The organism is Patescibacteria group bacterium (assembly GCA_024238995.1).
Taxonomy (GTDB): Bacteria; Patescibacteriota; Minisyncoccia; order Minisyncoccales; family JANBVM01; genus JANBVL01.
Genome location: JANBVL010000010.1, coordinates 1 through 22959 on the forward strand (window position 1 = coordinate 1; position 22959 = coordinate 22959).

Annotated in this window: 19 protein-coding genes, 3 tRNA genes and 3 rRNA genes; 1 reads left to right on the forward strand and 24 read right to left on the reverse strand. The window is 35.3% G+C overall.

Annotation, left to right across the window (positions count from 1 at the left end):
• Window positions 1-85 precede the first annotated feature (85 nt).
• From KJI70_03190 to KJI70_03230, 9 genes are all read right to left on the reverse strand, one after another.
• Window positions 86-862, reverse strand: coding sequence for an alpha/beta hydrolase (locus tag KJI70_03190; protein MCP6718516.1), 777 nt, complete (start codon window positions 860-862; stop codon window positions 86-88).
• A gap of 2 nt (window positions 863-864) precedes the next feature.
• Entirely contained in the window at window positions 865-2130 is a 1266-nt protein-coding gene (gene serS / locus KJI70_03195) for a serine--tRNA ligase (protein MCP6718517.1), read from the reverse strand.
• A gap of 1 nt (window position 2131) precedes the next feature.
• Window positions 2132-3598, reverse strand: coding sequence for a lysine--tRNA ligase (lysS, locus tag KJI70_03200; protein ID MCP6718518.1), 1467 nt, complete (start codon window positions 3596-3598; stop codon window positions 2132-2134).
• Window positions 3599-3623: 25 nt separating this feature from the next.
• On the reverse strand, window positions 3624-5558 hold the full coding sequence (gene mrdA / locus KJI70_03205; protein MCP6718519.1) for a penicillin-binding protein 2: 1935 nt from the start codon (window positions 5556-5558) through the stop codon (window positions 3624-3626).
• On the reverse strand, window positions 5548-5832 hold the full coding sequence (locus KJI70_03210; GenBank protein MCP6718520.1) for a hypothetical protein: 285 nt from the start codon (window positions 5830-5832) through the stop codon (window positions 5548-5550). The genes mrdA and KJI70_03210 overlap by 11 nt, the downstream gene beginning before the upstream one ends.
• A gap of 10 nt (window positions 5833-5842) precedes the next feature.
• The gene (gene mreC / locus KJI70_03215) at window positions 5843-6694 is read right to left on the reverse strand and encodes a rod shape-determining protein MreC (protein ID MCP6718521.1); all 852 of its coding nucleotides are present in this window, start codon (window positions 6692-6694) and stop codon (window positions 5843-5845) included.
• A gap of 49 nt (window positions 6695-6743) precedes the next feature.
• Window positions 6744-6853: ribosomal RNA gene (rrf, locus tag KJI70_03220) — 5S ribosomal RNA — on the reverse strand.
• A 37-nt stretch (window positions 6854-6890) separates the two neighbouring features.
• A 23S ribosomal RNA gene (locus KJI70_03225) occupies window positions 6891-10938 on the reverse strand.
• Window positions 10939-11272: 334 nt separating this feature from the next.
• Complete coding sequence (locus tag KJI70_03230) at window positions 11273-11956, reverse strand: hypothetical protein (protein ID MCP6718522.1); 684 nt, start codon at window positions 11954-11956, stop codon at window positions 11273-11275.
• A 153-nt stretch (window positions 11957-12109) separates the two neighbouring features.
• Between KJI70_03230 and cyaB the strand changes: the two genes are divergently transcribed.
• Window positions 12110-12682: a class IV adenylate cyclase gene (gene cyaB / locus KJI70_03235; protein ID MCP6718523.1), complete on the forward strand. Its 573-nt coding sequence runs from the start codon at window positions 12110-12112 to the stop codon at window positions 12680-12682.
• A 57-nt stretch (window positions 12683-12739) separates the two neighbouring features.
• Here the strand turns inward: cyaB and KJI70_03240 are convergent.
• The 15 genes from KJI70_03240 to KJI70_03310 all read right to left on the reverse strand — a co-directional run.
• Window positions 12740-12816: transfer RNA gene (locus KJI70_03240), tRNA-Ala, on the reverse strand.
• 6 nt (window positions 12817-12822) lie between these two features.
• Window positions 12823-12894, reverse strand: a tRNA-Ile gene (locus KJI70_03245).
• Window positions 12885-13460 (reverse strand): methyltransferase domain-containing protein, encoded by a 576-nt coding sequence (locus tag KJI70_03250; protein ID MCP6718524.1) that lies wholly within the window; start codon window positions 13458-13460, stop codon window positions 12885-12887. The genes KJI70_03245 and KJI70_03250 overlap by 10 nt, the downstream gene beginning before the upstream one ends.
• Complete coding sequence (locus KJI70_03255) at window positions 13460-13969, reverse strand: hypothetical protein (protein ID MCP6718525.1); 510 nt, start codon at window positions 13967-13969, stop codon at window positions 13460-13462. The genes KJI70_03250 and KJI70_03255 overlap by 1 nt, the downstream gene beginning before the upstream one ends.
• A gap of 182 nt (window positions 13970-14151) precedes the next feature.
• Window positions 14152-15692, reverse strand: a 16S ribosomal RNA gene (locus KJI70_03260).
• A 153-nt stretch (window positions 15693-15845) separates the two neighbouring features.
• Window positions 15846-16928, reverse strand: a complete 1083-nt coding sequence (locus KJI70_03265; protein ID MCP6718526.1) for a polyprenyl synthetase family protein — start codon at window positions 16926-16928, stop codon at window positions 15846-15848.
• Between the two features lie 6 nt (window positions 16929-16934).
• Complete coding sequence (locus tag KJI70_03270; protein MCP6718527.1) at window positions 16935-17780, reverse strand: UbiA prenyltransferase family protein; 846 nt, start codon at window positions 17778-17780, stop codon at window positions 16935-16937.
• On the reverse strand, window positions 17752-18288 hold the full coding sequence (idi, locus tag KJI70_03275) for an isopentenyl-diphosphate Delta-isomerase (protein ID MCP6718528.1): 537 nt from the start codon (window positions 18286-18288) through the stop codon (window positions 17752-17754). Before idi ends, KJI70_03270 begins: the two co-directional genes overlap by 29 nt.
• A gap of 23 nt (window positions 18289-18311) precedes the next feature.
• Window positions 18312-18383 (reverse strand) — tRNA-Thr (locus KJI70_03280).
• A gap of 43 nt (window positions 18384-18426) precedes the next feature.
• Window positions 18427-18933, reverse strand: a complete 507-nt coding sequence (locus tag KJI70_03285; protein ID MCP6718529.1) for a hypothetical protein — start codon at window positions 18931-18933, stop codon at window positions 18427-18429.
• 98 nt (window positions 18934-19031) lie between these two features.
• Window positions 19032-19409 carry a hypothetical protein gene (locus KJI70_03290; protein MCP6718530.1) on the reverse strand — a complete coding sequence of 126 codons (378 nt, stop codon included), beginning with the start codon at window positions 19407-19409 and terminating at the stop codon, window positions 19032-19034.
• Window positions 19399-19842, reverse strand: coding sequence for an elongation factor Ts (locus tag KJI70_03295; protein ID MCP6718531.1), 444 nt, complete (start codon window positions 19840-19842; stop codon window positions 19399-19401). The genes KJI70_03290 and KJI70_03295 overlap by 11 nt, the downstream gene beginning before the upstream one ends.
• Before the next feature lie 18 nt (window positions 19843-19860).
• The gene (gene rpsB / locus KJI70_03300) at window positions 19861-20628 is read right to left on the reverse strand and encodes a 30S ribosomal protein S2 (GenBank protein MCP6718532.1); all 768 of its coding nucleotides are present in this window, start codon (window positions 20626-20628) and stop codon (window positions 19861-19863) included.
• A gap of 113 nt (window positions 20629-20741) precedes the next feature.
• Window positions 20742-21173 (reverse strand): hypothetical protein, encoded by a 432-nt coding sequence (locus KJI70_03305; protein MCP6718533.1) that lies wholly within the window; start codon window positions 21171-21173, stop codon window positions 20742-20744.
• A gap of 47 nt (window positions 21174-21220) precedes the next feature.
• A partial coding sequence (locus KJI70_03310) for a collagen-like protein (GenBank protein MCP6718534.1) occupies window positions 21221-22959 on the reverse strand: 1739 nt, incomplete at its 5' end.

Sequence of the window (22959 nt, forward strand, 5' to 3'; positions counted from 1 at the left end):
TGATATTCTTTTAACTGCCAAAGATAAAACCAGAATAAATTAGCTTTTATCTGTCTTAAAAACCAAAAAAAACTTAAAAAAGCAATCATAAAGCATTTAAAAACATGATAATAATTTCTGTTAATCTTTCAAAAGCTCTAAAATGAGGGCTGTGTCCAACTCCTGGAATAATTTCAAGTTTAGAATCTCTAATCTTATCTTTAAACTGATAAGCATATTCTATTGGCACTAATGTATCCTTTTTACCCCAAATAAGCAAAGTTTTATTCTTAATCTTAGGCAGATATAAACCTAAGTCTTCTTCCACAACTTTAGTCATCGTTGCTTTCATAACGCCTTTAGCTTTAACATAATCCCTGTTCTTAATAAAGAAATACAAAATATTTCTTAAAACATTTTTAACCTCCACTAAAAACCCAGGAGAAAACACATTGTTCCCTATTTGAACTACTTTAGAAATTGCTGTACTTTTAGCATCTAACTTAGGTCTGATTCCAGCTGAATCGCATAAGATCAAACATTTAAGCCGATCACCATATTTTGCTGAAAACTTAACTGCTACTCTTCCGCCAAAAGAATGGCCTAAAAGAATGAAATCATCTAATTTTAAAGAATCAGCAAACTTTAACACCCACTCCATATAATTAGCTACACTCCAAGGCTGCACTTGAGTATCACTTTTACCAAAACCAGGCAAATCAGGACAAATCACCTGATAGCCAGCTATAGATAAACTTTTCATAGATCTAGCCCAAGAATCAGAAGAAGATGGCCAGCCATGTAAAATCAAAATTACAGGACCAGATCCTGTAGCTTTGTAATTAACTTTCAAATTATTAATTGAAATAACTTTTTCTTCCATTTTTATTTCTTCTCAATCTTTTTAAATCCAGTATATTTTTGAAGAACTTTAGGAATTTCTATGCTCCCATCTTTTTGCTGATAATTCTCAATAATGGCAATTATGGTTCTTCCCATGGCCAAGGCAGTTCCATTTAACATGTGAACAAAGTTCATTTTATTTGATTTATCCTTATAACGGATATTTAATCTCCTTGCCTGAAAATCAGTGCAATTTGAAGTAGAATGTGTTTCACGATAACAATCCTGTGAAGGAATCCATACTTCAATATCATACTTAGAAGCTGCTGGATCACCAAGATCACCTGTGCACATCTGAACAACCCTGTAAGGAAGTTTTAATGCCTGCATAAATCTTTCTTCCAAAGCCAATAAATACTCATGCTCTTTGATAGATTCTTCAGGACGACAAAAAATAAACATTTCAACTTTATCAAATTGATGAACTCTAAGAATTCCTTTAGTATCTTTACCATAAGAACCAGCCTCTCTTCTAAAGCATGGTGAAAAACCTGCATATCTTTTAGGCAGTTCTTTCTCATTAAAAGTCTCATTAGCATGCATTGGACCAATAATCTGTTCTGAAGTGCCAATTAAGTAAAGATTATCTTTTTCAATAAAATACATTTCATCACCCCCTCTTTCAACATAGCCCATGCCTTTCATCATTTCTGGCCTTATTAAGACAGGAGGAATAACAGGAGAAAAGTTCTCTTTTCCTAGTTCTTCAAATAAGAAGTTTACTAAAGCAAGCTCCAACAAAACAACTTCATTTTTAAAAAACCCAAATCTAGTTCCTGAAACCTTGGCTGCTCTTTTAACGTCAATTAAATCAAGTTCTTCGGCTATTTCTAAATAATCTTTAAACTTAAAATCAAACTTAGTTTTTTTACCAACCTCTTTTAAAACCACATTTTCTGATTCATCCTTTCCAACAGGAACATCATCAGAAGCAGGATTAGGAACTAAAAGCATTAATTCATTAAACTCTTGTTCAAGCTTTTTTAAGTTTTCATCTAACTTATCATTGCTCCTGTCAAGCTTTCTCATCTCCAGTATAATCTTTTCCTTTTCCTTCTTGTCTTTTGTTTTAACTATATCTTTTGAAGCCTTGTTCTTCTTAGCCCTCATATCCTCTAAAGTCTGTAAAAGCTTTATTCTTTTTTTATCCACCTTCAAAAGCTTATCAATATCAACTTTAACCTGTTTATCTTTACAAGCTTTTTTTACTTTATCAGGATTTTGACGAATAAATTTAATATCTAACATATTATTTTTTAGGTTTCATTATTGGAAACAAAATCACTTCCCTTAAAGCATGTGAATCAGTCAATAAAACTACCAACCTATCAACTCCTAAACCAAATCCTGCTGCCGGAGGCATGCCATATTCCATTGCCTCTAAATAATCGTTATCTATTCTTTGAGCTTCTTCAAATCCTTGTTTAAACAGTTTTTCTTGCTCTTCAAATCTCTTTCGCTGTTCAATTGGATCATTTAATTCAGAAAAAGCATTAATAAGCTCTGCTCCTGCAACAATTAACTGAAAATTAGCTAATTTCTCAGAATCTTTTTCTAAAGACTTAGCCAGAGGCTGAAATCCTTTAGGATAATGAATAACAAATGTTGGTTCAATGATTTTAGGACGGCAAACTTTAGCAAATATTTCATCAGCAATTTCAGCTTTAGGAGCTCCTTTCTCAATATCCAGGCCCATTTCTTTAGCTTTCTTTGCTAAAGCTGTTGCATTGATTTCTTCTAAATCAATATCAGTTATTTTTTTGAAAAACTGATAAAACTCAACCCGTTTCCAAGGAGCTTTAAAATTAATCTTTTTTCCATCATAAGTTATTTCTAATTTGCCAAATACTTTTTTAAGAACATAAGAAAACATTTTCTCAGTTAACTTCATCAAGTCTTTATAATCAGCATAAGCCCAGTAAAATTCAAGTATTGTAAAATCAGGATTATGATATCTGTCAACTCCTTCATTTCTAAAACATTTGCCAATTTCATACACTTTTTCAAACCCACCAACAATTAATCTTTTTAAATACAACTCCGGAGCAATACGTAAGTATAAATCCATATCCATCGCATTTAAATGAGTCTTAAAAGGCTTAGCTCTTGCACCGCCATAGACAGGTTGAAGAATCGGAGTTTCAACTCCTAAAAACCCTTCATTTTCCAAAAACTCTCTTAAAGACTTAATAATCAAGGAACGAGCTTCAAACTTTTTCTTAATATCTTTGTTAAAAATTAAATCAAGATATCTTTTTCTAAATCTCTCTTCAACATCTTTTAAACCATGCCATTTTTCAGGCAAAGGCAGTAAGCTCTTGGCAAGCATATGATAATCACTAGCCTCAATTGTTTTTTCTCCTTTTTTTGTTTTAAACAACATTCCTCTTATCTCAATAAAATCACCAACATCAAAATTATCTAAAAAGAATTTATAAGGCTTCTCGCCTAACCTGTCTTTTTTAAAATATGCCTGGATTTTATCAGTTCCATCATCAATTTGAATAAAAGTAGAACCGCCATGAGCCCTTAACAGCCTTATTCTCCCTGCTAGAATTATCTCTTTTTTTGAACGCGCTAAAGAACTAAAACCTTTTAAAGCTTCAGTTATGTTATGAGTTCTTTTAACAGAACCAGGATAAGGCAATAACCCATGGCTTTCAATCCTGCTAATCTTTTTTAATCTTGTTTTTTTAATTTCACCTCTTGTATTCATAATACTTAATTTTAGTGATTTTTACTCATTTAGTAAAATACCAATTCAAAACGTCATAAGCAACAGGCAGGGTCGCTGCCCTAATTCCTTCAACTCCTTCGATCATAATAGTTATTATTATTTCAGGATCATCATAAGGAGCAAAAACAGTAGCCCAGTTATGGTATATATTTTCTTTTGAAGTTTCAGCTGTTCCTGTTTTGGCAGCAACTTTGACTGGCAAAGAACCAAGCATCATTGCTGAAGCATTAGGAGAATTATAACCAGTAACAGCCTGCCTCATTCCCTGTCTTACAACCTCAATATTATCAGTACTTAAAAAGTCCTGTTTAATGATTTCAGGAGCAATTTCTTCAATCATTTCTCCTGTTTCACTATCTAAAACTTTCTCAACAATCTGAGGCTTATAAATCGTTCCATAATTAACGATTGGCATAAAGCTCACTGCAACTTCTATTGGAGTGATTTGAAGATAACCCTGGCCAATTGACAAATGATATGTATCTCCATCCCACCAGCCCTCACCTAAAACTCTTTTTTTCCAAGCCTTATCAGGAATAAAACCTGCTAATTCACCTGGCAAATCAATGCCAGTTTTATCTTCCCAGCCAAGCATGCTTAAATACTGCTTTATCCTTGTTGGACCTAATCCTTGCTGAGATTTATAACCACCACCCAAACGATAAAAGTAAACATTACAAGATTCAGCTAAAGCTTTTCTCATATCTGTCCAGCCATGAGCCCTTAAATCTTTATACTGCCAAATAATTTCAGGATCCCAATAGTCTTCAACTTCAAGCATCCCAGTGCAATGTATGGGTTCATCAGGACTAATAATTCCCTCTTCTAATCCTGCTAAAGCGATTAAAGGCTTGATCGTAGAGCCAGTGACATAGCGGCCAGAAATAACACGGTTAAATAAGGGCTCATCTAGATTATTAAAAATATTTTCAATGCCTTCTGAATCTGATTTTGAAAAAACATTATTATCAAAAGAAGGCAATGACACCAAAGACAATACTCCACCAGTTTTTGGGTCCAAAGCCACTGCTGCTGCCTTGCTGCTTCCTATTGCTTGAAGCTGGGAAATTAAAGAATCCTTTAATTTTTTCTGCAAATCAGAATCAAGATATAAAACTAAGCTTTTTCCTGATTCGGGCAAAGAACCAAGTTCCTGGGAAATAACATTGCCTAGTGCATCTCTCTTAATCTTTAATTTACCAGGGTTTTTTCTTAACACCTCTTCATAAAGATTCTCCAATCCATCTCTTCCAACATAATCCAGTATTGAATAATAATAAGGGGTCTGCTCTAACTCCTGGCTTTGGATCTTTCCCATATATCCAAGCACATGAGAAAAATAATCTCCATCAATATAATCCCTTGTTAAGGTTTTTTTAATCTCAAACCCTTTTAATTCTTTAAGCTTTGACTCTATAATAATCAATGCTTTACGTTCTAAGTCTTTAAAAATCTCTACAGAAGAATCACTACTATCTTCAATCTCTTGTTTTAAATCCTCATAATTCCTGTCTAAAATCCTGGCAACTTCTGTTAAAACTGCTTTTCTTTCTTCTTCAGATTCAGGAAGCTTGTCTTTTTGAACAATTAAATCAAACTGGGGAATATTAAAAACCAATTGTTTTAAATTCTTGTCATATATTACCCCTCTCTCTGCTTCAATGCTTTTAATGATAAAATTGTTTTTTTGGGCCAAAGCAGCATAATCATCTCCTCTCATAACCTGAAGCTGGAATGTTTTAGCAATTAAAACAAGCATTATTAAAACTAAAACAATTAAAAACATATTTAAAGTCTTGTCTAAAAGAGGAACCTTGACTCTTTTCATTGAAACACCCCATTCTTCTTCTTTTTGTTTGGCCAATTTATCAAGCATTATCTCATGGGGTTCAATATCTCTAAACCTGGAGTATTTTCTTTTTTTAAGCTTATCCAACATACTTTTTTAAAACTAGCTTTATAAACAAAGAGGTTAAAAAACAAATCAAAATATAGTAGCCAATATATGGACCAAAGAAAACATCTAAAAAAAATCCGCCAACAAGGGCTGAAAAAATTCCAAAACCATGTTTTTGTTTTTCAAAAAAATTAACTAAAACTACTGCTATTAGAATAAGATTTGGAACATAGCTTGAGAAATGGATAAAAAAACTAGCTTGGAGCAAGGTTAAAAGATAAAAACCGAAAATAGTGAGAATAATTTTTTTAAACATTTTTAAAAAATCAGTCTATTATATTAGTAAAGTTCTTAATAATAAATAAAGTCTTTGTTGTGCTTAAGTTAAAACTAGGTTTAACTTTAATTTCCTGGAAAGCTGTAACATCTGACTTTTTAATACTATCAACACTGCCCACCAGCAGTTCTTTTGGAAAATTTCCTCCCAATGAACTAGTAATCACTTTATCCCCTGTCTCAATATTTTCTTGATTAGGAATTAAATCAAGAATAATCTCAAAATCACCTTCTCCTTTTGCTAAACTATAAATATCTTTTTTAAGAATCTCAACGTCAAAAGAACTGTTTTTTGAACTTAAAAGCTCTACTTTTGCTGTATTTTGGAAAAGCTCAACTATTTTACCCACTAAAACTTTGTTTTCAGTGATAACAGGCATAGCAATATCCACATCTTGCTCATAACCTTTATTAATTATTAAATAATCATTTGTCTTGGCAATTATATCAACTAAATCAAGCTCAAACTCTTTTTCAAGATCTAAATCCAAAGCTGTCTTTAAAAGCTGATTTTCTGTTTTTAATTCTTCTAACAAGATATTCTCGCTTATTAGTTTTTGATTTTCAAATTTTAAAAAATCATTTTCCTTTTTCAAATTCTGGCTATTTAAAATTGATTTGAAAAAATCAGAGCTTTTAATGCCTTTTTCCCACAACCAATACTGAATAGGTTCAGATATTGAATAAAAAAACCCTTTAATGCTTTTTGAAGTAAAGGATAAATTCAAAACAAAGGCAACAATAATTAGAAAAATTACAATTCCAGTCTTAGAACTTGAGTTGCTAGAGAAAAAATCATTAAAAGAATTATTGTTTTTTCCAGAATTTCTCTTAAATGTCATTAATTCATTATAACCAGACAAACATATTAAAGTAAAACAAAAGGCGCTTTAGCGGCGGCTACCTACTTTCGCGGGCAACCCACTATCATCGGCCTTGGCATATTTCACTTCTGTGTTCGAGATGGGAACAGGTGGAACAATGCCAGTATAGCCGCCACTAAAACGCCTTTTACTTTCTAGTTTTGTAAAATTTTTGAGGACAAGATTTATCGATTAATTAGTACTACTCGGCTGAATGGATTGCTCCACTTACACCTGTAGCCTATCAACCTCATCATCTTTGAGGAATCTAATAATGAGTCCTGATCTTGGAGTGGGTTTCGTGCTTAGATGCTTTCAGCGCTTATCCCTTCCCAACATAGCTACCCAGCGATGCTCCTGGCGGAACAACTGGTACACTAGAGGTTAGTTCAGTCTGATCCTCTCGTACTAAGACCAAATCTCCTCAAGACTCTACGCCTGCGGTAGAGAGAGACCGACCTGCCTTACGGCGGTCTGAACCCAGCTCGCGAAACACTTTAATGGACGAACAGTCCAACCCTTGGGAGCTTCTCCGCCCCCAGGATGTGCTGAGCCGACATCGCTGTTAATTTTTCTTCTGTTACCAGAAGGTTCGGACTATATCTTCACCCTTTAAAATCAATAAAAAGGGGCTGGCGTATTAGCTCTCATCTAAATCAAGATATAAATTATCTTGTCAGAGAACTCCGATCTTAATAGATCAAGTCTCTACGGGGTTATAACTCAATTTACATACTGTATTATTGATTCTTTGAATTGAATTAAACTTCCCACGGTATTGCCCATATACATTTAAGATTTAACGGGTTCTATATATATGGATTCCACCGTTATAAGCCAGATTTTTTATATGACATTACTGCCATAGCACCCCGATATTTTAATATTAAGGTGCCGAACAGGGCCGTTAATGTGGACTTGCGGGCCCTACTAGCCTGTTATCCCCAGGGTAACTTTTAGCTGATGATCTCCAGCGGTCCTACTAACCACTGTCGGTTCACTAAGCCCCGGTTTCCCGACTGCTCTGGTAATTGCCTTCGCAGTAAAGCCGGCTTATGGCTTTGCCCTAAACGTACGATTTCCATCCGTACTTAGCCGACCTTTGGACGCCTCCGCTACTTTTTCGGAGGCAAGTGCCCCACTTAAACTACCCACCAAACACTGTTTCTCATTAAAAATGAGATTAGAATCCAAGCTTTGAAAGATGGGTGTTTCATTGGCGACTCCATCCTACCCGAAAATAGGATTTCAAAGTCTACCCACTACACTACGCATTCAAAACAAAAACTCAATATCAGGATATAGTAAAGCTCCTGGGGTCTTTTCGTCTAGCCGCAGGTAGGAGGCATCTTCACCCCCATTGTATTTTCACCGGGCTCCTCGTTGAGACAGTTCTCTAGTCGTTGAACCTTTCATGCGGGCCGGAACTTACCCGACAAGGGATTACGCTACTTTAACACGGTTCATTTATGTTAGCTCATAGTCTCCTATGAGATCGGACTATATCATCTCAGTTTTTACTGAGTCTAGCGTATAGTCTCTGGGGATTCTATTTGTGAATTAAGATAATCGTCTAAAGAATACTTACGTTTTCTTCCACGACCTTTATTAATTTTTTCACGAAGCATCAAAATTTTCATAAGACCATCTTTATTCTTATGAGCACCTTGATACATCAAATTAATAATTTTGCGGAAAATTGAGAAATTTTTCTTTTTTCCACTTGAGAAAAAAGAATACTTTTCGAAAAAAGGAATAATATTCTCATGAAGCGCACGATAATTCCGTACTTCATAATAATGTACGCCATCTTTTCTTTGTCGAATTTTACCAACTTTGAGATATCGCTTAAAAAGATTTAAAACTGTTACATCTCGTTGCGAGATATTGAAGCTTGGCTCTATATGCCAACGCACTCGATATTCTGAATCTTTTTTTAAAGAAAGATTAAAACTTCCTTCTCCATCAGCGAATCCAGTAAAGTACCATCCAATACGAGATGGAATTTGTTTTAACCATTTTTTTTCTTTCATAAATTTGTTTTCACAAATAGTCTTTCCTGCGGATTGTCTCTCTTGAAATGATTTTTACTATTAAGGATAGACGAATTCCTTATGAGTACATTTCAAGTCTTTATCGAGATGTTCCCGCATATAGCTAGATTTTATAACTACAATCCGTGAATTCATAGTTACCGCGGACGTTCACCGGAGGCTTAACTCACTTAGCTATTCCATCCGAAGACGAAATAACCGATAAGCTTAACACTCCGGCACTGGTCAGGCCTCAGCCCCTATACATCTTCTTACGAATTTAGCAGGGACCTGTGTTTTAGATAAACAGTCGCCAGAGAGACTTTCGCTGCGGCCACATTGCTGTGGCAAGGCATATTGCGAACGTACGCCTGCTTGTTTGCCGAGTTCCTTAACGAGGTTTCACCCGTTCACCTTAGTACACTTACACTCGCCCACCTGTGTTGGTTTGCGGTACGGATCCAACATTTTTAACTCTAAGAGCTTTTCCAGGTAGCCTGCTCATCCGAATTTATTTTGCCGTAGCAAAACATTTTGTCGACTCTTGAAAATTCTTAAGCAAACAACAAGAATCCAATAACTTGCCCGGATTACTAGACTACGTCACTCTTCGAAAAAATGCTGAAGGGTCGGAATATTAACCGACTGTCCATCAGTTATGCCTTTCGGCTTCACCTTAGGACCGCCTAACCCTTGGTTGATTGTCATTGCCAAGGAAACCTTGGGCTTACGGTGTCAAGGGATCTCACCTTGATTGCGGTTACTCATACCAACATTCTCACTTCTTAGCGCTCCATCAAACTTTACAGTTTAACTTCAGTGCACTAAGAACGCTCCCCTACCACGCATTAATAAATTAATGCATCCTTATCTTCGGTACTAAGCTTTAGTCCCGTGAATTTTCGGCGCAGAATTCCTTAGCTAGTAAGCTATTACGCACTTTTTAAAGGGTAGCTGCTTCTAAGCTCACCTCCTAGCTATCTATGGAATTCCACTTCCTTTCTCACTTAGCTTTCAGTCTTGCGACTGATCTGTTAAAAACAGAAGATTTAGGGACCTTAGATTAAGGTCTGGGTTGTTTCCCTCTTGACTTCGGACATTAGCGCCCAAAGTCTTACTCCAGTGATTACGAAATTGACATTCGGAGTTTAGTAGAAATACCTACCTTGCGGCACGATATCTCTTCCAGTGCTCTACCTTCAATTTCTACTCATCTAGGCTAGCCCCAGAGCTATTTCGGGGAGAACCAGCTATTACCAGGTTCGATTAGGGTTTCCCAACTTACCACAACTCATCCCAAGGTTTTGCACTACCCACGGGTTCGGGCCTCCTCCATCTTTTCAGATGGATTCACCCTGGTCATGGCAAGCTCACCTGGTTTCGGGTCTCGCACACTCCCTTATAAACGCGCTATTCACACTTGGTTTCCCTATGTCTCCATCCCAAAAGGACTTAGACAAGAAAGTGCACGAACTCGTTGGTGCCTGCTCCAAAAGGTACGCTGTCACTGCGAAAAACGCAGCTCCAACTTTTTGTTAGCAAATGGTTTCAGGTTCTATTTCACTGGGATCACCTCCCTGCTTTTCACCTTTCCCTCACGGTACTTGTTCACTATCGGTGAGATTGAGTATTTAGCCTTGGCTAGTAGTTTAGCCTGTTTCCCACAGAGGTTTCATCCCCGAGTGGTACTCAAGTAGAACATCAAGGAGCATAAAGAAGTTTTCAAGTACAGGACTATTACCTTCTACGGTATTCTTTTCCAAGAAATTTCCTTTAACCAATCTTTAATTTTTAATCTCCTCCGGGTCGCCCCGACGACGTTCCCTTACAACCCTCCATACAAAAAGTATGAAGTTTGGGCTCCTCCCTCTTCGCTCGCCGCTACTAAGGGAATATTACTACTAATATTCACTAATTTCTGCGAATAAAATTCGTAAAAATTAGTGATTAATAATTAGTAGTTCTTTTTTTCTTTTCCTCCGCTTACTAAGATGTTTCAATTCAGCGGGTTTACTATCCTGTCATAAAAACAGGATTGAATCGTTTTATCAACGAAACAGGTTTCCCCATTCGGAAATTCCCGGATCAAAGGTTGGTAGGCACCTACCCGAGACTTATCGCAGCCACCCCACGTCCTTCATCGCCTCAATCTCCCAAGGCATCCACCATTTGCCGTTGAGTAATCTTGCCCTCAAAAATTTCACAAAATGAAATTTTAATAAAATACTTAAAGTGTATGTGTATATAATTGGTGATTTGATTAATTAGCTAGATTATTTTTTTTGTTTTCCATATTCAATTGTATAGTGCTTTCCATCCCTTTCAAACTTAAAAACCGCCTTTTGAAAGCGGTTTTGCCAATAAACAAAAATTAAGAAGTTACCGCTTCCAAAAATTGTATTTTTTTCTTTGCATTATTCTCATTGTGTTTTTATTCTAACAAAGTAAAAAAGAGTGTCAAGCTAAAAGAAAACACCCCAAACTCAGAGCACTGAATTTGGAATGTTTTAATCTGTAACAAAATTTACCTTTCTGAAATCTTGCCTTTCACGTCAGAGATTAATTTAGAAGCAGCGTCTTTGCCGCCCAAACCAAAGGCTAAACCAAAGGCCAAAGTTATCATTCCTACAAAGCCCTTAATTAAAGTGTCAATAATAGTCGGAGTAACTCCTAACTGAAGTAAGATTGCTAATCCTGCAAAAATATATATTGCCCATCTGACTGTCATTCCTAAAAATCCGGCATAATCAACCCCCATTTTCTTCACACTTGCTTTAATAATTTTCTCTAAAATATCTGTCAGAATTACAGTAACAATGAAAATAGCTGAGGCAACAATCAAATTAGGAAGCCAAATTACAACTCTTTTTAAAAAGTCAGCAAACTCAACAAATCCTAAAATTTCAACCGAAGCTAATAGAAATACAATAATTAAAATCCATTTCGCAATTGCTCCAATAAACTCAGATGGATTAACTTTTACCTCTGCTTTTTGCAATGCTTCTCTCCAGCCAGCTCTTTCAAAAAATTTGTTAAATCTTAATTGCTTTAAAATTTCAGCTGTTAGTTTTCCTAAACCAATTGCTAGGAACCAGCCAATAATTAAAACAACTGTCGCACCAATCAATCTCGGTAGAAACATTAAAAATCCTGCCCAAGCACCTTGCAATGCCTCAAGCGTAATAATAGACCAATCTTGAACCATCATAGTAATAAATATTTACTAATTAGATTACCGACCTTTTTAAAAGATATTGATATATTATAGCATTATGTCAAAAAAGCTCCTGTGGAAAACTTTTTATTCAATTTCTATTGACTTTTTGTGTATTTTATAGCATAATAAAATAACTAAAACATTATGAAAAAAACTGAAATAGAAATACAAGTTAATATTGAAAACAAAAAACCATTAATAGAATTTTTAGAAAGTAATGCTCAGTTTAAATCAAAAAACCAGCAAATTGATGAATATTTTTCCCCAATTCATCGTAATTTTATTGAAGTTAGACCTGTAAAAGAATGGTTTAGATTAAGAAATTCAGGAAAAGATTATTCAATAAATTATAAAAACTGGCATATTGATAATAAAGGAAGAAGTATTTATTGTGATGAATATGAAACCAAGATAGGAGATCTGAATACAGCCAAAGAAATATTGAAAATTCTTAACTTTAAAACTATAGCCAAGGTTAAAAAAATAAGAAAAACTTGGAATTACAAGGATTATGAAGTAAACATAGATTCAGTTGAAAATCTTGGTGATTTTGTAGAGATTGAATATATTGGCAAAGAAAATGTAAATCCAGAAGAAATTACCAATCAAATGGTAGATTTTCTTAAAAACTTAGGTTGCGGAACAATCAAAAGGAATTATAAGGGGTATCCTTTTCAATTATTATTCCCAGAGGAAGTTGAATACGAAGAATTATAAAACATTTTAATAGGACAAAACAAAAAGATAGGACATTATGTCCTATCTTTTATATATTGGTGGACCTGAGCGGACTCGAACCGCTGACCTCCGCTATGCAAAAGCGGCGTTCTAGCCAACTGAACTACAGGCCCAACATGTGGGCGCGGAAGGAATCGAACCTTCTACCTCTTCTTTATCAGAGAAGCGTTCCGCCAATGAACTACGCGCCCAAAACCTCTAAAACAAATAATTTCTTTTTAACTGGCTCAAAACTCAAAGAAACATATTTATCATGAACTAATTTAAGATCCAAGCCCTTGAAAATCTCAAGCCATTCATCTTCTGTTTTAAAAGTTGTCTTATCTTTATTACCAAAAAACCTATCAAATGAAAAGCCGTGGAAATAACAAACTAATTTAGATAAAAAGTCATCTGGTAAATCTTCATAAATAAAAATCCTGTGTTTTGCAACTCTTCTTACTTCTTTTAAAAGTGCGGCTGGATCTTGACTATGATGAAGAGTATAAGCAATTAAAACATTGTCAAAACTGTTGTCAGGAAAATTTAATTTTCTTCCATTAATCAAGCTGAATGCTATTGGGAAAATCCTTCTGTCTTTTACATCAACTCCAATAACTTCTGTATCAAAAAAATTCTGAAAAGTATTGGCAATTATTGCAGAACCACAGCCAACATCAAGAATTTTAGATTTATTTTTAATAAACCCTTCACATTCTAAACACATTTTGTAAGCTGATCTTTGGTAAAGCTTTTGAAAAATACGGTAAAAATTCATTAACTTTTTCTAGTTTTTGTAAAACTTCCTGTTATTAAATCAGGCACTAATTTTTCAAACTGAGCTGGCTCTAACTGAATTGAGTTTTTATAATCACCAGAATTAATAATAATTTTTGATGGACTAAGTAGAGATTTATTAATAAAAGTAGGTATTTTAAATAAGTTTCCGAAACCAGGAATAGCCCCAACCTTCACTCCTTTAATCTTATTTTTAATCAATCTCTCTGAAGCAAAATCAATAGTTTTAATAAGTTTTTGATCTGTTTTTCTCTTCCAATCATTAACTATTTTTTTAAACTTTAATTTATCTAAGTTTTTGTTGGCAGGAATTAAAACTATCGCTAAATCTCTATCAGCTTTCAAAACCAAAGTCTTTCCAATAATGTTTTGTTTTTCTTTCAAAGTCCTTGCCTTATCAAAAGCAGTATACACGGTTTTATGTTCTACTAATTCGTATTTAACCTTAGCTTTTTCCAAGAAATTTATTACTTTTTTAGGAATTGCCATATATTAGATTTTATTTAAAAAATCAGTGTTTGTAAAGCTAAAAACAAGCTTTTTGAGCTTGTTTTTTTTTAGCATTAGTTTTTTAGAGCTGCCCCGAATAATCGATCTTTAAGGAACTTCGATCAACTCCCCAAAAGTTAAAATCCAAATTCCAGACTTCAACTTTTATCAACCAAAATTTAAAATGTAGTGATCCACGGACAGCTTCCGCTACCCGTGCCTTGTTACAACTTCGCCCTTCTTACTGAACCCAGCTTAGGCCGCATTAAATGCAGACTTTGGCTGTTCTCAGCTCGCTTGGCGTGATGGGCGGTGAGTACAAGGCCCAGGGACGTATTCATCGCGACATCGCTGATTCGCGATTACTAGCGATTCCAGCTTCATGAGGTCGAGTTGCAGACCTCAATCCGAACTAAGATTAGGTTTGATGAGATTAGCTCCGGATTTCTCCTTGGCAACCCATTGTCCTAACCATTGTATCATGTGTGCAGCCCAGGACATCAAAGGGCCATGCGGATTTGGCGTCATCCCAACCTTCCTCCGTATTATCTACGGCAGTCCCCTATGACATATAAAACATAGGGCAGGGGTTGCGCAGGTTTCCCCATTTAAGGGAGCGTCTCACGACACCTGCTGACGACAACCATGCAACACCTGAGCTAGCGTCCTTGTAAGGTAACCTGCCTTTCAGCAGGGTTACACTAGCCTGTCAAGTCCTGGTAAGGTCCCTCGTTTGTTATCGAATTAAGCCACATGATCCACCGCTTGTGTGAGCCCCCGTCTATTCCTTTGAGTTTTAGCCTTGCGGCCGTACTTCCCAGGCGGGATACTTAACGCGTTAGCTTCGCCACTTGTAGGGTCGACACTACAAATAGCCAGTATCCATCGTTTACAGCCAGGACTACAAGGGTATCTAATCCTTTTTGCTCCCCTGGCTTTCGTCCCTCAGCGTCAGGGTCGCCCCAGTGAACTGCCTTCGCTTTTGATGTTCCGCACAATATCAACGGATTTCACCCCTACACCGTGCGTTCCGTTCACCTCTAACGCCCTCTAGTTTAGCAGTTTCCAGCGCCCTCCTAAGGTTAAGCCAAAGGTATTTAACACTAGACTAACTAAACCGCCTACGGACCCTTTACGCCCAATAAATTCGGATAACGCTTGGGGATTCTGTATTACCGCGGCTGCTGGCACAGAATTTGCATCCCCTTATTCTTGGAGTACCGTCATCCCTCACCATTTTCCACGAATAATTCACGAAAAATGGAGAGGGATTCTTCTTCCATAAAAGCAGTTTACAACCCGAAGGCATTCTTCCTGCACGCGACGTCGCTGGTTCAGGGTTTCCCCCATTGACCAATATTCTCGACTGCTGCCTCCCGTAGGAGTATGGCCCGTATCTCAATGCCATCGTTGGCGGTCAAGCTCTCACCCCGCCTACTCGTCATAGCCTTGGTAGGCCGTTACCCTACCAACAAGCTGATAAGCCGTGGACCAAGCCTAAAGCGGTTAGATTGCTCTTTCCGTTTGCCCAGCCTTTCTTTTGAATGACTGGGAACATCAGGGATTAGCCTGGATTTCTCCAGGTTATACCTGTCTTTAGGGTTCATTATCCACGTATTACTAACTAGTTTGCCGCTTGCCACCCGAAGGTGACCCGCTTGACTTGCATGCCTTATCCACGTCGCCAGCGTTCATCCTGGACCAGGATCAAATCCTCAACTAAAAATGAATTTTAAATATTTAAAAATACTTAAACTTCTAATAGTCGGGACAGCTCTAAAAAACTAATTATATTAATTACTAAGGTCCTTACTATTAAGTTGTAATGTCCTTTCCATTTTCTTCACTTTGTATTCTATCCTTTCTCATATCTTTGTCAAGATTTCCTTTCTATTAAATAATCAATAAAACTCTTTAATCTCTGTTTTGCTTCTGATTCTTTTAAAAACTTATCGGCATCTTGCCAGGCATGTTTAATAATATCTTTAGCAACCCCTTTTGCATAATCAATGCTTTCATATTTTTGAATGATTTTAATTGCTTCTTCAATTTCATCAATATTCTCAGTGTGCTTGTTTAATATTTCAAGCAGTCTTTTTTTATCTTCACTGCCAGCTTTATTCAAACTGTGAATTACCATTAAACTTCTTTTACCTTCTTTAATGTCATTGCCAAAAGATTTGCCAAACTTTTCTCTATCCTGGCCTGTTAAATCTATGTCTAAAATATCGTCCTGAATCTGAAAGGCAACACCAATTGCTTCAGCTATTCTGCCTATTTTTTGGGTTAATTCATTGTTTTTTTCTGATAAAACAACAGCTAGTTTGGCAGCCATTCTTGACAAGCACCCTGTTTTAAAAATACACATTTGAAAATACTCTTGCTCATTAATATTTTCAGTTTTTCCTTTATGCCAAAAAATATCTGTTCCCTGCCCTAAATGAATATTCAGCATTTCCTGAGCATAAATCTGATAAGCATTTAAAAAAACTTCCTTATCAAATTTCTCTTTGTTTTCTTTAAAAACAACTAAAGGTAAAAAGTACAAAAAATTACCAGCATTTATGGCAATATCTATGCCAAAAATCTTATGAAGACAAGGTTTCCCCCTGCGCAACTCTCCCTGGTCTTCAATGTCATCAATGATCAAGCTTCCATTGTGAATTAACTCTGGAACAATTGAAAAATCTTTAAGCTTTTCAACATCTCCTCCTACAGCTTCAGCAACCAATAAAAATAAGCTTGGCCTCCATCTTTTTCCTCCTCTATCTAAAAAATCCCAAACAGGATCAAGTAAAACTTGCTGGGCTGCATCAATTGTGTATTGGTATTTTGGTTTTTCAAAAACAAGTTCCAGCCATTTTTGACTTACTTTTTTAGGAACGTATTTTTCAATAATTTTATCAATTTCTGGTTTTAGTCTATCAAAATAATCCGTGATTTTTTCCTGATTGCTCATATTAATTTACAATATCATGGCCAAAGATAATAAGCTAAAACATATTATTGTATAAATATCAGCTATTTTATAATTCTCAACTATTTTTAAATTTTTCTTGAATAAAAAGATAACAACAAAAACAAAACTAAAAAACAAAAACAATAAAAGTATTTTATAGGGAACAATCAGAAAAACTGGAAAAAGAATTAAAGGATAAAAGCCAATTAAATAATCAAGTATTTTTTTAGAAACACCATGTCCCCAAGAAACAACTGAAGTGTTTATTCCTGCAGCTTTGTCAGATTCATAATCTTCTAAATGATTTCTCATTTCAAGGGTTACTGAAAAGTAGAAGACATAAGAGGCAATAACCCAATAGACGCGGGTAATTTCTGTTTTAAATATTAAAAATGACAAAATAAACAAAAAAATGCCAGCAAAAAAACCATGTGAAATTAAATCAAGAAAAGGCCTGGATTTAAAACGAATTGGTGGAGCAGAATAGAAAAAGCCGATTAACAAGCCAACCAAGCAAAAAAGAAAAATCTTTAATCCAAAAAAAGCTGACAACCCTAAACCCAAAAGACCTAATAGGAATGAAAAAAACAAGCTTTTTTTAAAACTTGCCTTATCAGTTATTAAAGGATTTTCTTTTGTTTTATCATAGACATCTTCTTTTGTATCAAAACAGTCATTTATTGAAAAACCAAATCCTAAAAAAGATACGACTATGCCCCAGAAAACAATAATTTCTTTTACTGGAAATAAGAAGCCTTTAGCAAGAATAAAACCAAACAGACTCATTAAAATATAACCACGCCAGTCTGAAATTCTCAATAATTTAAAGTATGGATTTAATATCTTCACCATATTTTTGTTCAATTCTGTCTAGAACAATTTTAAGCCAGGGAGCATAATCTTGAGGATCCTGATTTAATTCTTTTTTAAGTTCATTAATTTCAATCCATTTTAAATCAGTAACTTCATCTTTATTAAAATCAATTTCTCTCTCATTATAACTTCCAACTAAAGTAGCGCAAAGTTCATGTTCTGCACCAATGTCTTTATAAAATGACTGGTAATAGAATTTATCTATTAACTTTAAATCTGCATTAACTCTTAATTCCTCTTTTAATCTTCTTTTGCCTGACTGTTCATAAGTTTCATTTTCTCTGGGATGACTGGAACATGTTGCTTCCCAATATAACGGCCAGAGCATTTTTGATTTAGCTCTTTTTTGAAGTAAAATATTGTCATTATCATCAAACAGCAAAATAGTAAAAGCACGATGAAGCAGTCCTTCATTCAAATGGCATTTCACTTTTTCTTCAAAGCCAAGTATTTTATCGTTTTTATCAACTAAAATTAATTTTTCCATTTTTAGTCAAGTTTAAATAAATGAGCCGACGATGAGGGTTGAACTCATGACCTACGCATTACAAGTGCGTTGCTCTGCCACTGAGCTACGTCGGCCTATAATATGTTGATATTTCTCTATCCATTCTAAAATTTGTCTTTACAGCTTTTTATCATAACATCTTAACGATAATGTTCCGTGCTTTGATTTTTTCTTATAAGTACCTTTTTTACCTTTGTGAACATATGTCTTATGAAATTGGTTCAAAGAAACTTTTGTAATTCTAGACCAATAATTTTCTAGTTTTAAATCTTTTTGATCTTCATAAGCATGTAACAGTAGGCGAATTCTTTTCTTTTGAACCCCACAAATTTCATACAAGAATTTCAAAAATAATTGAATCATCTTGGGGTCACTATTTGCAAAAGAAACATATCCATTAGGATCCTTTGATCCTTCTGCCCAATAAAGCATTGTTCCGCTAATCAATAATTTTTCTTGAGTTGAAGTAAAATCTTGTTTAACATTAGCTGGAGTTTTGTTAAATCTTTGACTGTGGACTAAAAAACTTGCCTCGCTTCTACTCCTTCTAGAAATATTATTTTTCTCTAGCCAATATCGCACTTTATTGTGTGATATATTTAAAAGCTTAGCTATCTCTAACATAGAATATAGTTTTTTGGAATACAAAAAACAAATCCTGTTTATTAAGCCCTGATTAATTGTTTTAGCAGATGTCATCTTTCACCTTAATACATCAACAACTATTTCTTAAGTTTGTTTTTTTTAGTAGATTTTTTTATTTCCTCCCAATAATTATCACTTTCCCTAATTCCCCTTTGTTTAGTATTTTCTTTTGCTTCAACAAGTAAATTAGACATTTTGCTCTCAAATTTAACAGAAATGTTTTTTATTTTTGCTAAAACTTTCTCTAAAATCATCTCATAAGACAAATCTTTAAGCAAGTTAAGCTTCTTAACCCCTTCTTTAAATTTTAAAGCAATAATCTGTTTTTTTTCAGAAAAACCAGAGAACTCCTTTTCAGGCAAGACTCTTAAAACCGGTAGCTTTCTAAGCACAATCACTCCTAATCCAACAGAACTTGTAAATAGAATAATTTGAAGAATTAATTCAAATTTCATACCTTATAAATTTCTCTAAGGTTATGTTTTCACCAAATTTTGCAATATATTCCTCAATTAAATCCTTAACAGTTCTTTTAGAGTCTTTAATCCATGATTGCTCAAGTATTGGAACATCATCAAAAAAACCAGCTATTTGAAGACAAAGCTCATGGGCTAATTTTTTAAAATCATCACTTTTAGCAACAAAATCTGTTTCGCAGTTAAGCTGAATTAAAACTCCTACTCTTTTATCAGCATGAATATAGCTGTCAACTATTCCTGCCTTAGTTTCCTTATATGAGCGTTTCTGAGCAACATCTTTTCCAAGTGCTTTTAAAATATCTTTTGCTTTTTCAATGTCACCATTTGCTTTTTCTAAAGCTTTTTTACACTCTGTTATTGAAACACCAGTAATGTTTCTTAGTTTTTTTACTTTTTCAATTGAAATCATAAAGTTTATGTTTCCTAGCTATTTTTCCTTTTCTTTCTTTTCTTCTTTTTCTTCCTTTTTTTTCTCTTGTTCCTCTTTCTCTTCCTGTAGTTTTTTTCCTTTTTTAATGCTTTCTGATAACTTAGCTAAAATGTATTTTATAGCACTAACGGCATCATCGTTGGCTGGAATTGGCCAATCAACTGAACTTGGATCAGCATTAGCGTCTGAAACGCCAATAGTCATAATTCCTTTGCTTCTTGCTTCTTTTATTGCTAATGAATCCTTTTCAATGTCTAGAACAAAAATAGCGTCTGGTAAAGCTTGGAGGTTTTTTATCCCTTCAAATTTCTTTCCCATTCTTTCCATTTCTAAATCAAGCTGACCTCTTTCTTTCTTTTTATACTTTTCCCATTCACCTTTTTCTTTCTGTACCTTTAAATCATTGAAATAATCAATCCTTTTTTTAATTACTTCAAAATTACTGATAGTTCCTCCCAACCATCTTTCGGAAACATATAAAAGCTCATGTTCTTTGGCAAAATCTTCAACCAGTTTTTTCGCCTGAATCTTAGTGCCTATAATTATTAATGTTTTTTTCTCAGCTATTAATTTCTTAACAACATCTAAAGCTTTTTCCAAACCTTCTTTAGTTTTATCTAAATCAATAAGGTTGATAGTATTTCTTGTTCCATGAATAAAAGGCTTCATCTTAGGATGAGTCTTTGAAGTCTTATGACCAAAATGCAATCCTGCTTCAGCCATTTCTTTAATATCAATACCAAAATCGTTATCTGCTTTAACCATGACAAACTAATTAATTAATATATCATCTTAATACATTTTTGCAAGATTCAAATGATTTTAGCGTTCTAACTCTGTTATACAAAAATCTATAAAAATATCTATCCATAATCACTCTATTTCCAAGCTCTAATGGTTGCAGTTCCATTATCACAACTGTCCAGGGCTTTAACAAATACAGCAGACTGCATATCAAAAGACTCTCTAAAGTTATCTGGCTCATCAACATAAGCGCTCATAGCATAACCCGGAACATTGCTTGTGACCAAAGGGTCTCCTACTTCTATTGGTGTATCACAAATGACTTTTACCGGTATGTTTCTTGTCATCGTTACAGGGTATAAAAATCCTCTCAGCGTTAAGGTTGAATCATAATTTATAGAACTCAATACTCTTTTATCGTAAGAACTATCACAATCTGTAATAAATTTAACCAAATCGTATTCTTCTGGTTTCCCTGAATGTTCTACATCAATACATACAACGTCTCCTGTTTCATACTCATATGTGAAAGTATCATTAAAATAATCACATTTTGTAAGATCCATATTGCTATCTTTTGATTTTTTTGTTTCGAATAATGAATATTTTAAAGTTAGTGCAGGCAAGCATAATAATATGAGGGAACCGTAACGTCGTTGCCCCATGCTCTTAGGCAAACACAAAGAAAAGCATCCGTTGCACCCGAAGACACGGGCCTATTCGTAGGTATCTCTTCAATGAATAGCTCTCCGACTTCAGATTCTTCATCACATGAGCTGTTTCCGTAGGTCCACTCTGTTCCACCTCCACCAGGACTATTACTCCAACCAGTCTTTCTTTGCCCCCCCATTTGTAAATCTTTCGTCACAAAAAAAGTATCATTTGTCTTTAAAATATTAGCACCGCCTCTATATATATTAGTGTCTTTACCCGAACCAAAAGTAATACCTCCATCTACTGACTCAAACGCTCCTGTTATAACGAGATGGTTTCTTACGTTCAAATCACCCAACCAGACATCATCACCTATTAACAAGCCCTGTACGTTATTGTTCTTACGTATTCTCGCTGAACCATTAACATCTAACTTATAACTTGGTGATATGCCAATACCAACATTACCGTTAACAAAAAGATTGTCGGTAGTATAAAGACCATAACAATCAAATGCTCCACATTCACCTCTTACTCCAATATTATTATTAGCATAACCATAAACACCATAGCTATCACCAGCATAACCATAAACACCATAGTCATCATAAGCTTTCCCATAAACACCATAGTCATCACCAGCAGCATAACCATAAACACCATAGTCATCATAAGCTTTCCCATAAATCGCATAATCATCATAGGATGTTGTTGTCTCAGCATAAATAGCATAGCTGGAACCACTTTCCACATGAAGAGGGTAACTTGGTGCTATTGTCCCAATACCAACATTGCCGTTCATCATATTAACCTCGCCATCAGTATATAAAGCTATAGCTCCACCAGTTCCTGCTTTTGCGTAAACAGCATTCCATTGGCTTTCTCTATGAGCAAGTGCACCAAATTCTGTTCCTGCTAACCCACCACCCCCTGGATACAGGGCCCTTATAGCCGAATAACCAGTACTGCCTTTTGTTGAAGCAATATCAAGCATATGACTAGCTTGATCAGTATTTGCTATAGCTCCAATTCCAACATCACCAGTTACAGATAGTTTCCCTTCTGGATCTAGTGTCCCAATACCAACATTGCCAGTATTTTCGCTATAAATATCTCCACCAATCGCACCATTCCAGAATTCAGAACCTACTGGCCCTTGTGGCCCTTCAGGTCCTGTTAATCCTATTGACCCTGGATTGCCTTGAATGCCTTGAATCCCATCAGCTCCTGTTGCTCCTGTAACTCCTGTAGGACCAGTATCACCTTGAAGTCCTTGAAGTCCTTGAATCCCATCAGCTCCTGTTGCTCCTGTTGCTCCTGTTGCTCCTGGATCGCCTTGAATACCTTGAAGACCAGTAAGCCCTTGGATACCTTGAAGTCCTGTTGCTCCTGGATCACCTTGAAGTCCTTGAATTCCTTGAATGCCTTCAGGCCCTTCAGGTCCTGTTAATCCTATTGACCCTGGATCGCCTTGCAATCCTTGAGGTCCTTCATAATCGTTCCAGGCAGAACTGTCACATATCTTTGGCATGTTTGCAGTACTGTCATAGTATATCATTCCTTTGTTAGTTGAATTACAGGTAGCAGGATTGCTAGTTAAGGGAGTAAGGATTAATGCTTTTTCTACTTTAAGTTTGGATCTAACTACTAATTCTTCATTAGTATCAACATAGAACAAAGCTCCTCCTGAATTGTCAG

Coding starts and splice junctions, on each gene's coding strand:
- KJI70_03285 (MCP6718529.1), bottom strand. CDS start 18,933: ATGTTAGAGATAGCTAAGCTTTTAAATATATCACACAATAAAGTGCGA.
- serS (MCP6718517.1), bottom strand. CDS start 2,130: ATGTTAGATATTAAATTTATTCGTCAAAATCCTGATAAAGTAAAAAAA.
- KJI70_03190 (MCP6718516.1), bottom strand. CDS start 862: ATGGAAGAAAAAGTTATTTCAATTAATAATTTGAAAGTTAATTACAAA.
- KJI70_03295 (MCP6718531.1), bottom strand. CDS start 19,842: ATGATTTCAATTGAAAAAGTAAAAAAACTAAGAAACATTACTGGTGTT.
- KJI70_03255 (MCP6718525.1), bottom strand. CDS start 13,969: ATGGCAATTCCTAAAAAAGTAATAAATTTCTTGGAAAAAGCTAAGGTT.
- mreC (MCP6718521.1), bottom strand. CDS start 6,694: ATGACATTTAAGAGAAATTCTGGAAAAAACAATAATTCTTTTAATGAT.
- KJI70_03290 (MCP6718530.1), bottom strand. CDS start 19,409: ATGAAATTTGAATTAATTCTTCAAATTATTCTATTTACAAGTTCTGTT.
- rpsB (MCP6718532.1), bottom strand. CDS start 20,628: ATGGTTAAAGCAGATAACGATTTTGGTATTGATATTAAAGAAATGGCT.
- mrdA (MCP6718519.1), bottom strand. CDS start 5,558: ATGTTGGATAAGCTTAAAAAAAGAAAATACTCCAGGTTTAGAGATATT.
- lysS (MCP6718518.1), bottom strand. CDS start 3,598: ATGAATACAAGAGGTGAAATTAAAAAAACAAGATTAAAAAAGATTAGC.
- KJI70_03265 (MCP6718526.1), bottom strand. CDS start 16,928: ATGAGCAATCAGGAAAAAATCACGGATTATTTTGATAGACTAAAACCA.
- KJI70_03230 (MCP6718522.1), bottom strand. CDS start 11,956: ATGATGGTTCAAGATTGGTCTATTATTACGCTTGAGGCATTGCAAGGT.
- KJI70_03250 (MCP6718524.1), bottom strand. CDS start 13,460: ATGAATTTTTACCGTATTTTTCAAAAGCTTTACCAAAGATCAGCTTAC.
- KJI70_03210 (MCP6718520.1), bottom strand. CDS start 5,832: ATGTTTAAAAAAATTATTCTCACTATTTTCGGTTTTTATCTTTTAACC.
- cyaB (MCP6718523.1), top strand. CDS start 12,110: ATGAAAAAAACTGAAATAGAAATACAAGTTAATATTGAAAACAAAAAA.
- idi (MCP6718528.1), bottom strand. CDS start 18,288: ATGGAAAAATTAATTTTAGTTGATAAAAACGATAAAATACTTGGCTTT.
- KJI70_03305 (MCP6718533.1), bottom strand. CDS start 21,173: ATGGATCTTACAAAATGTGATTATTTTAATGATACTTTCACATATGAG.
- KJI70_03270 (MCP6718527.1), bottom strand. CDS start 17,780: ATGGTGAAGATATTAAATCCATACTTTAAATTATTGAGAATTTCAGAC.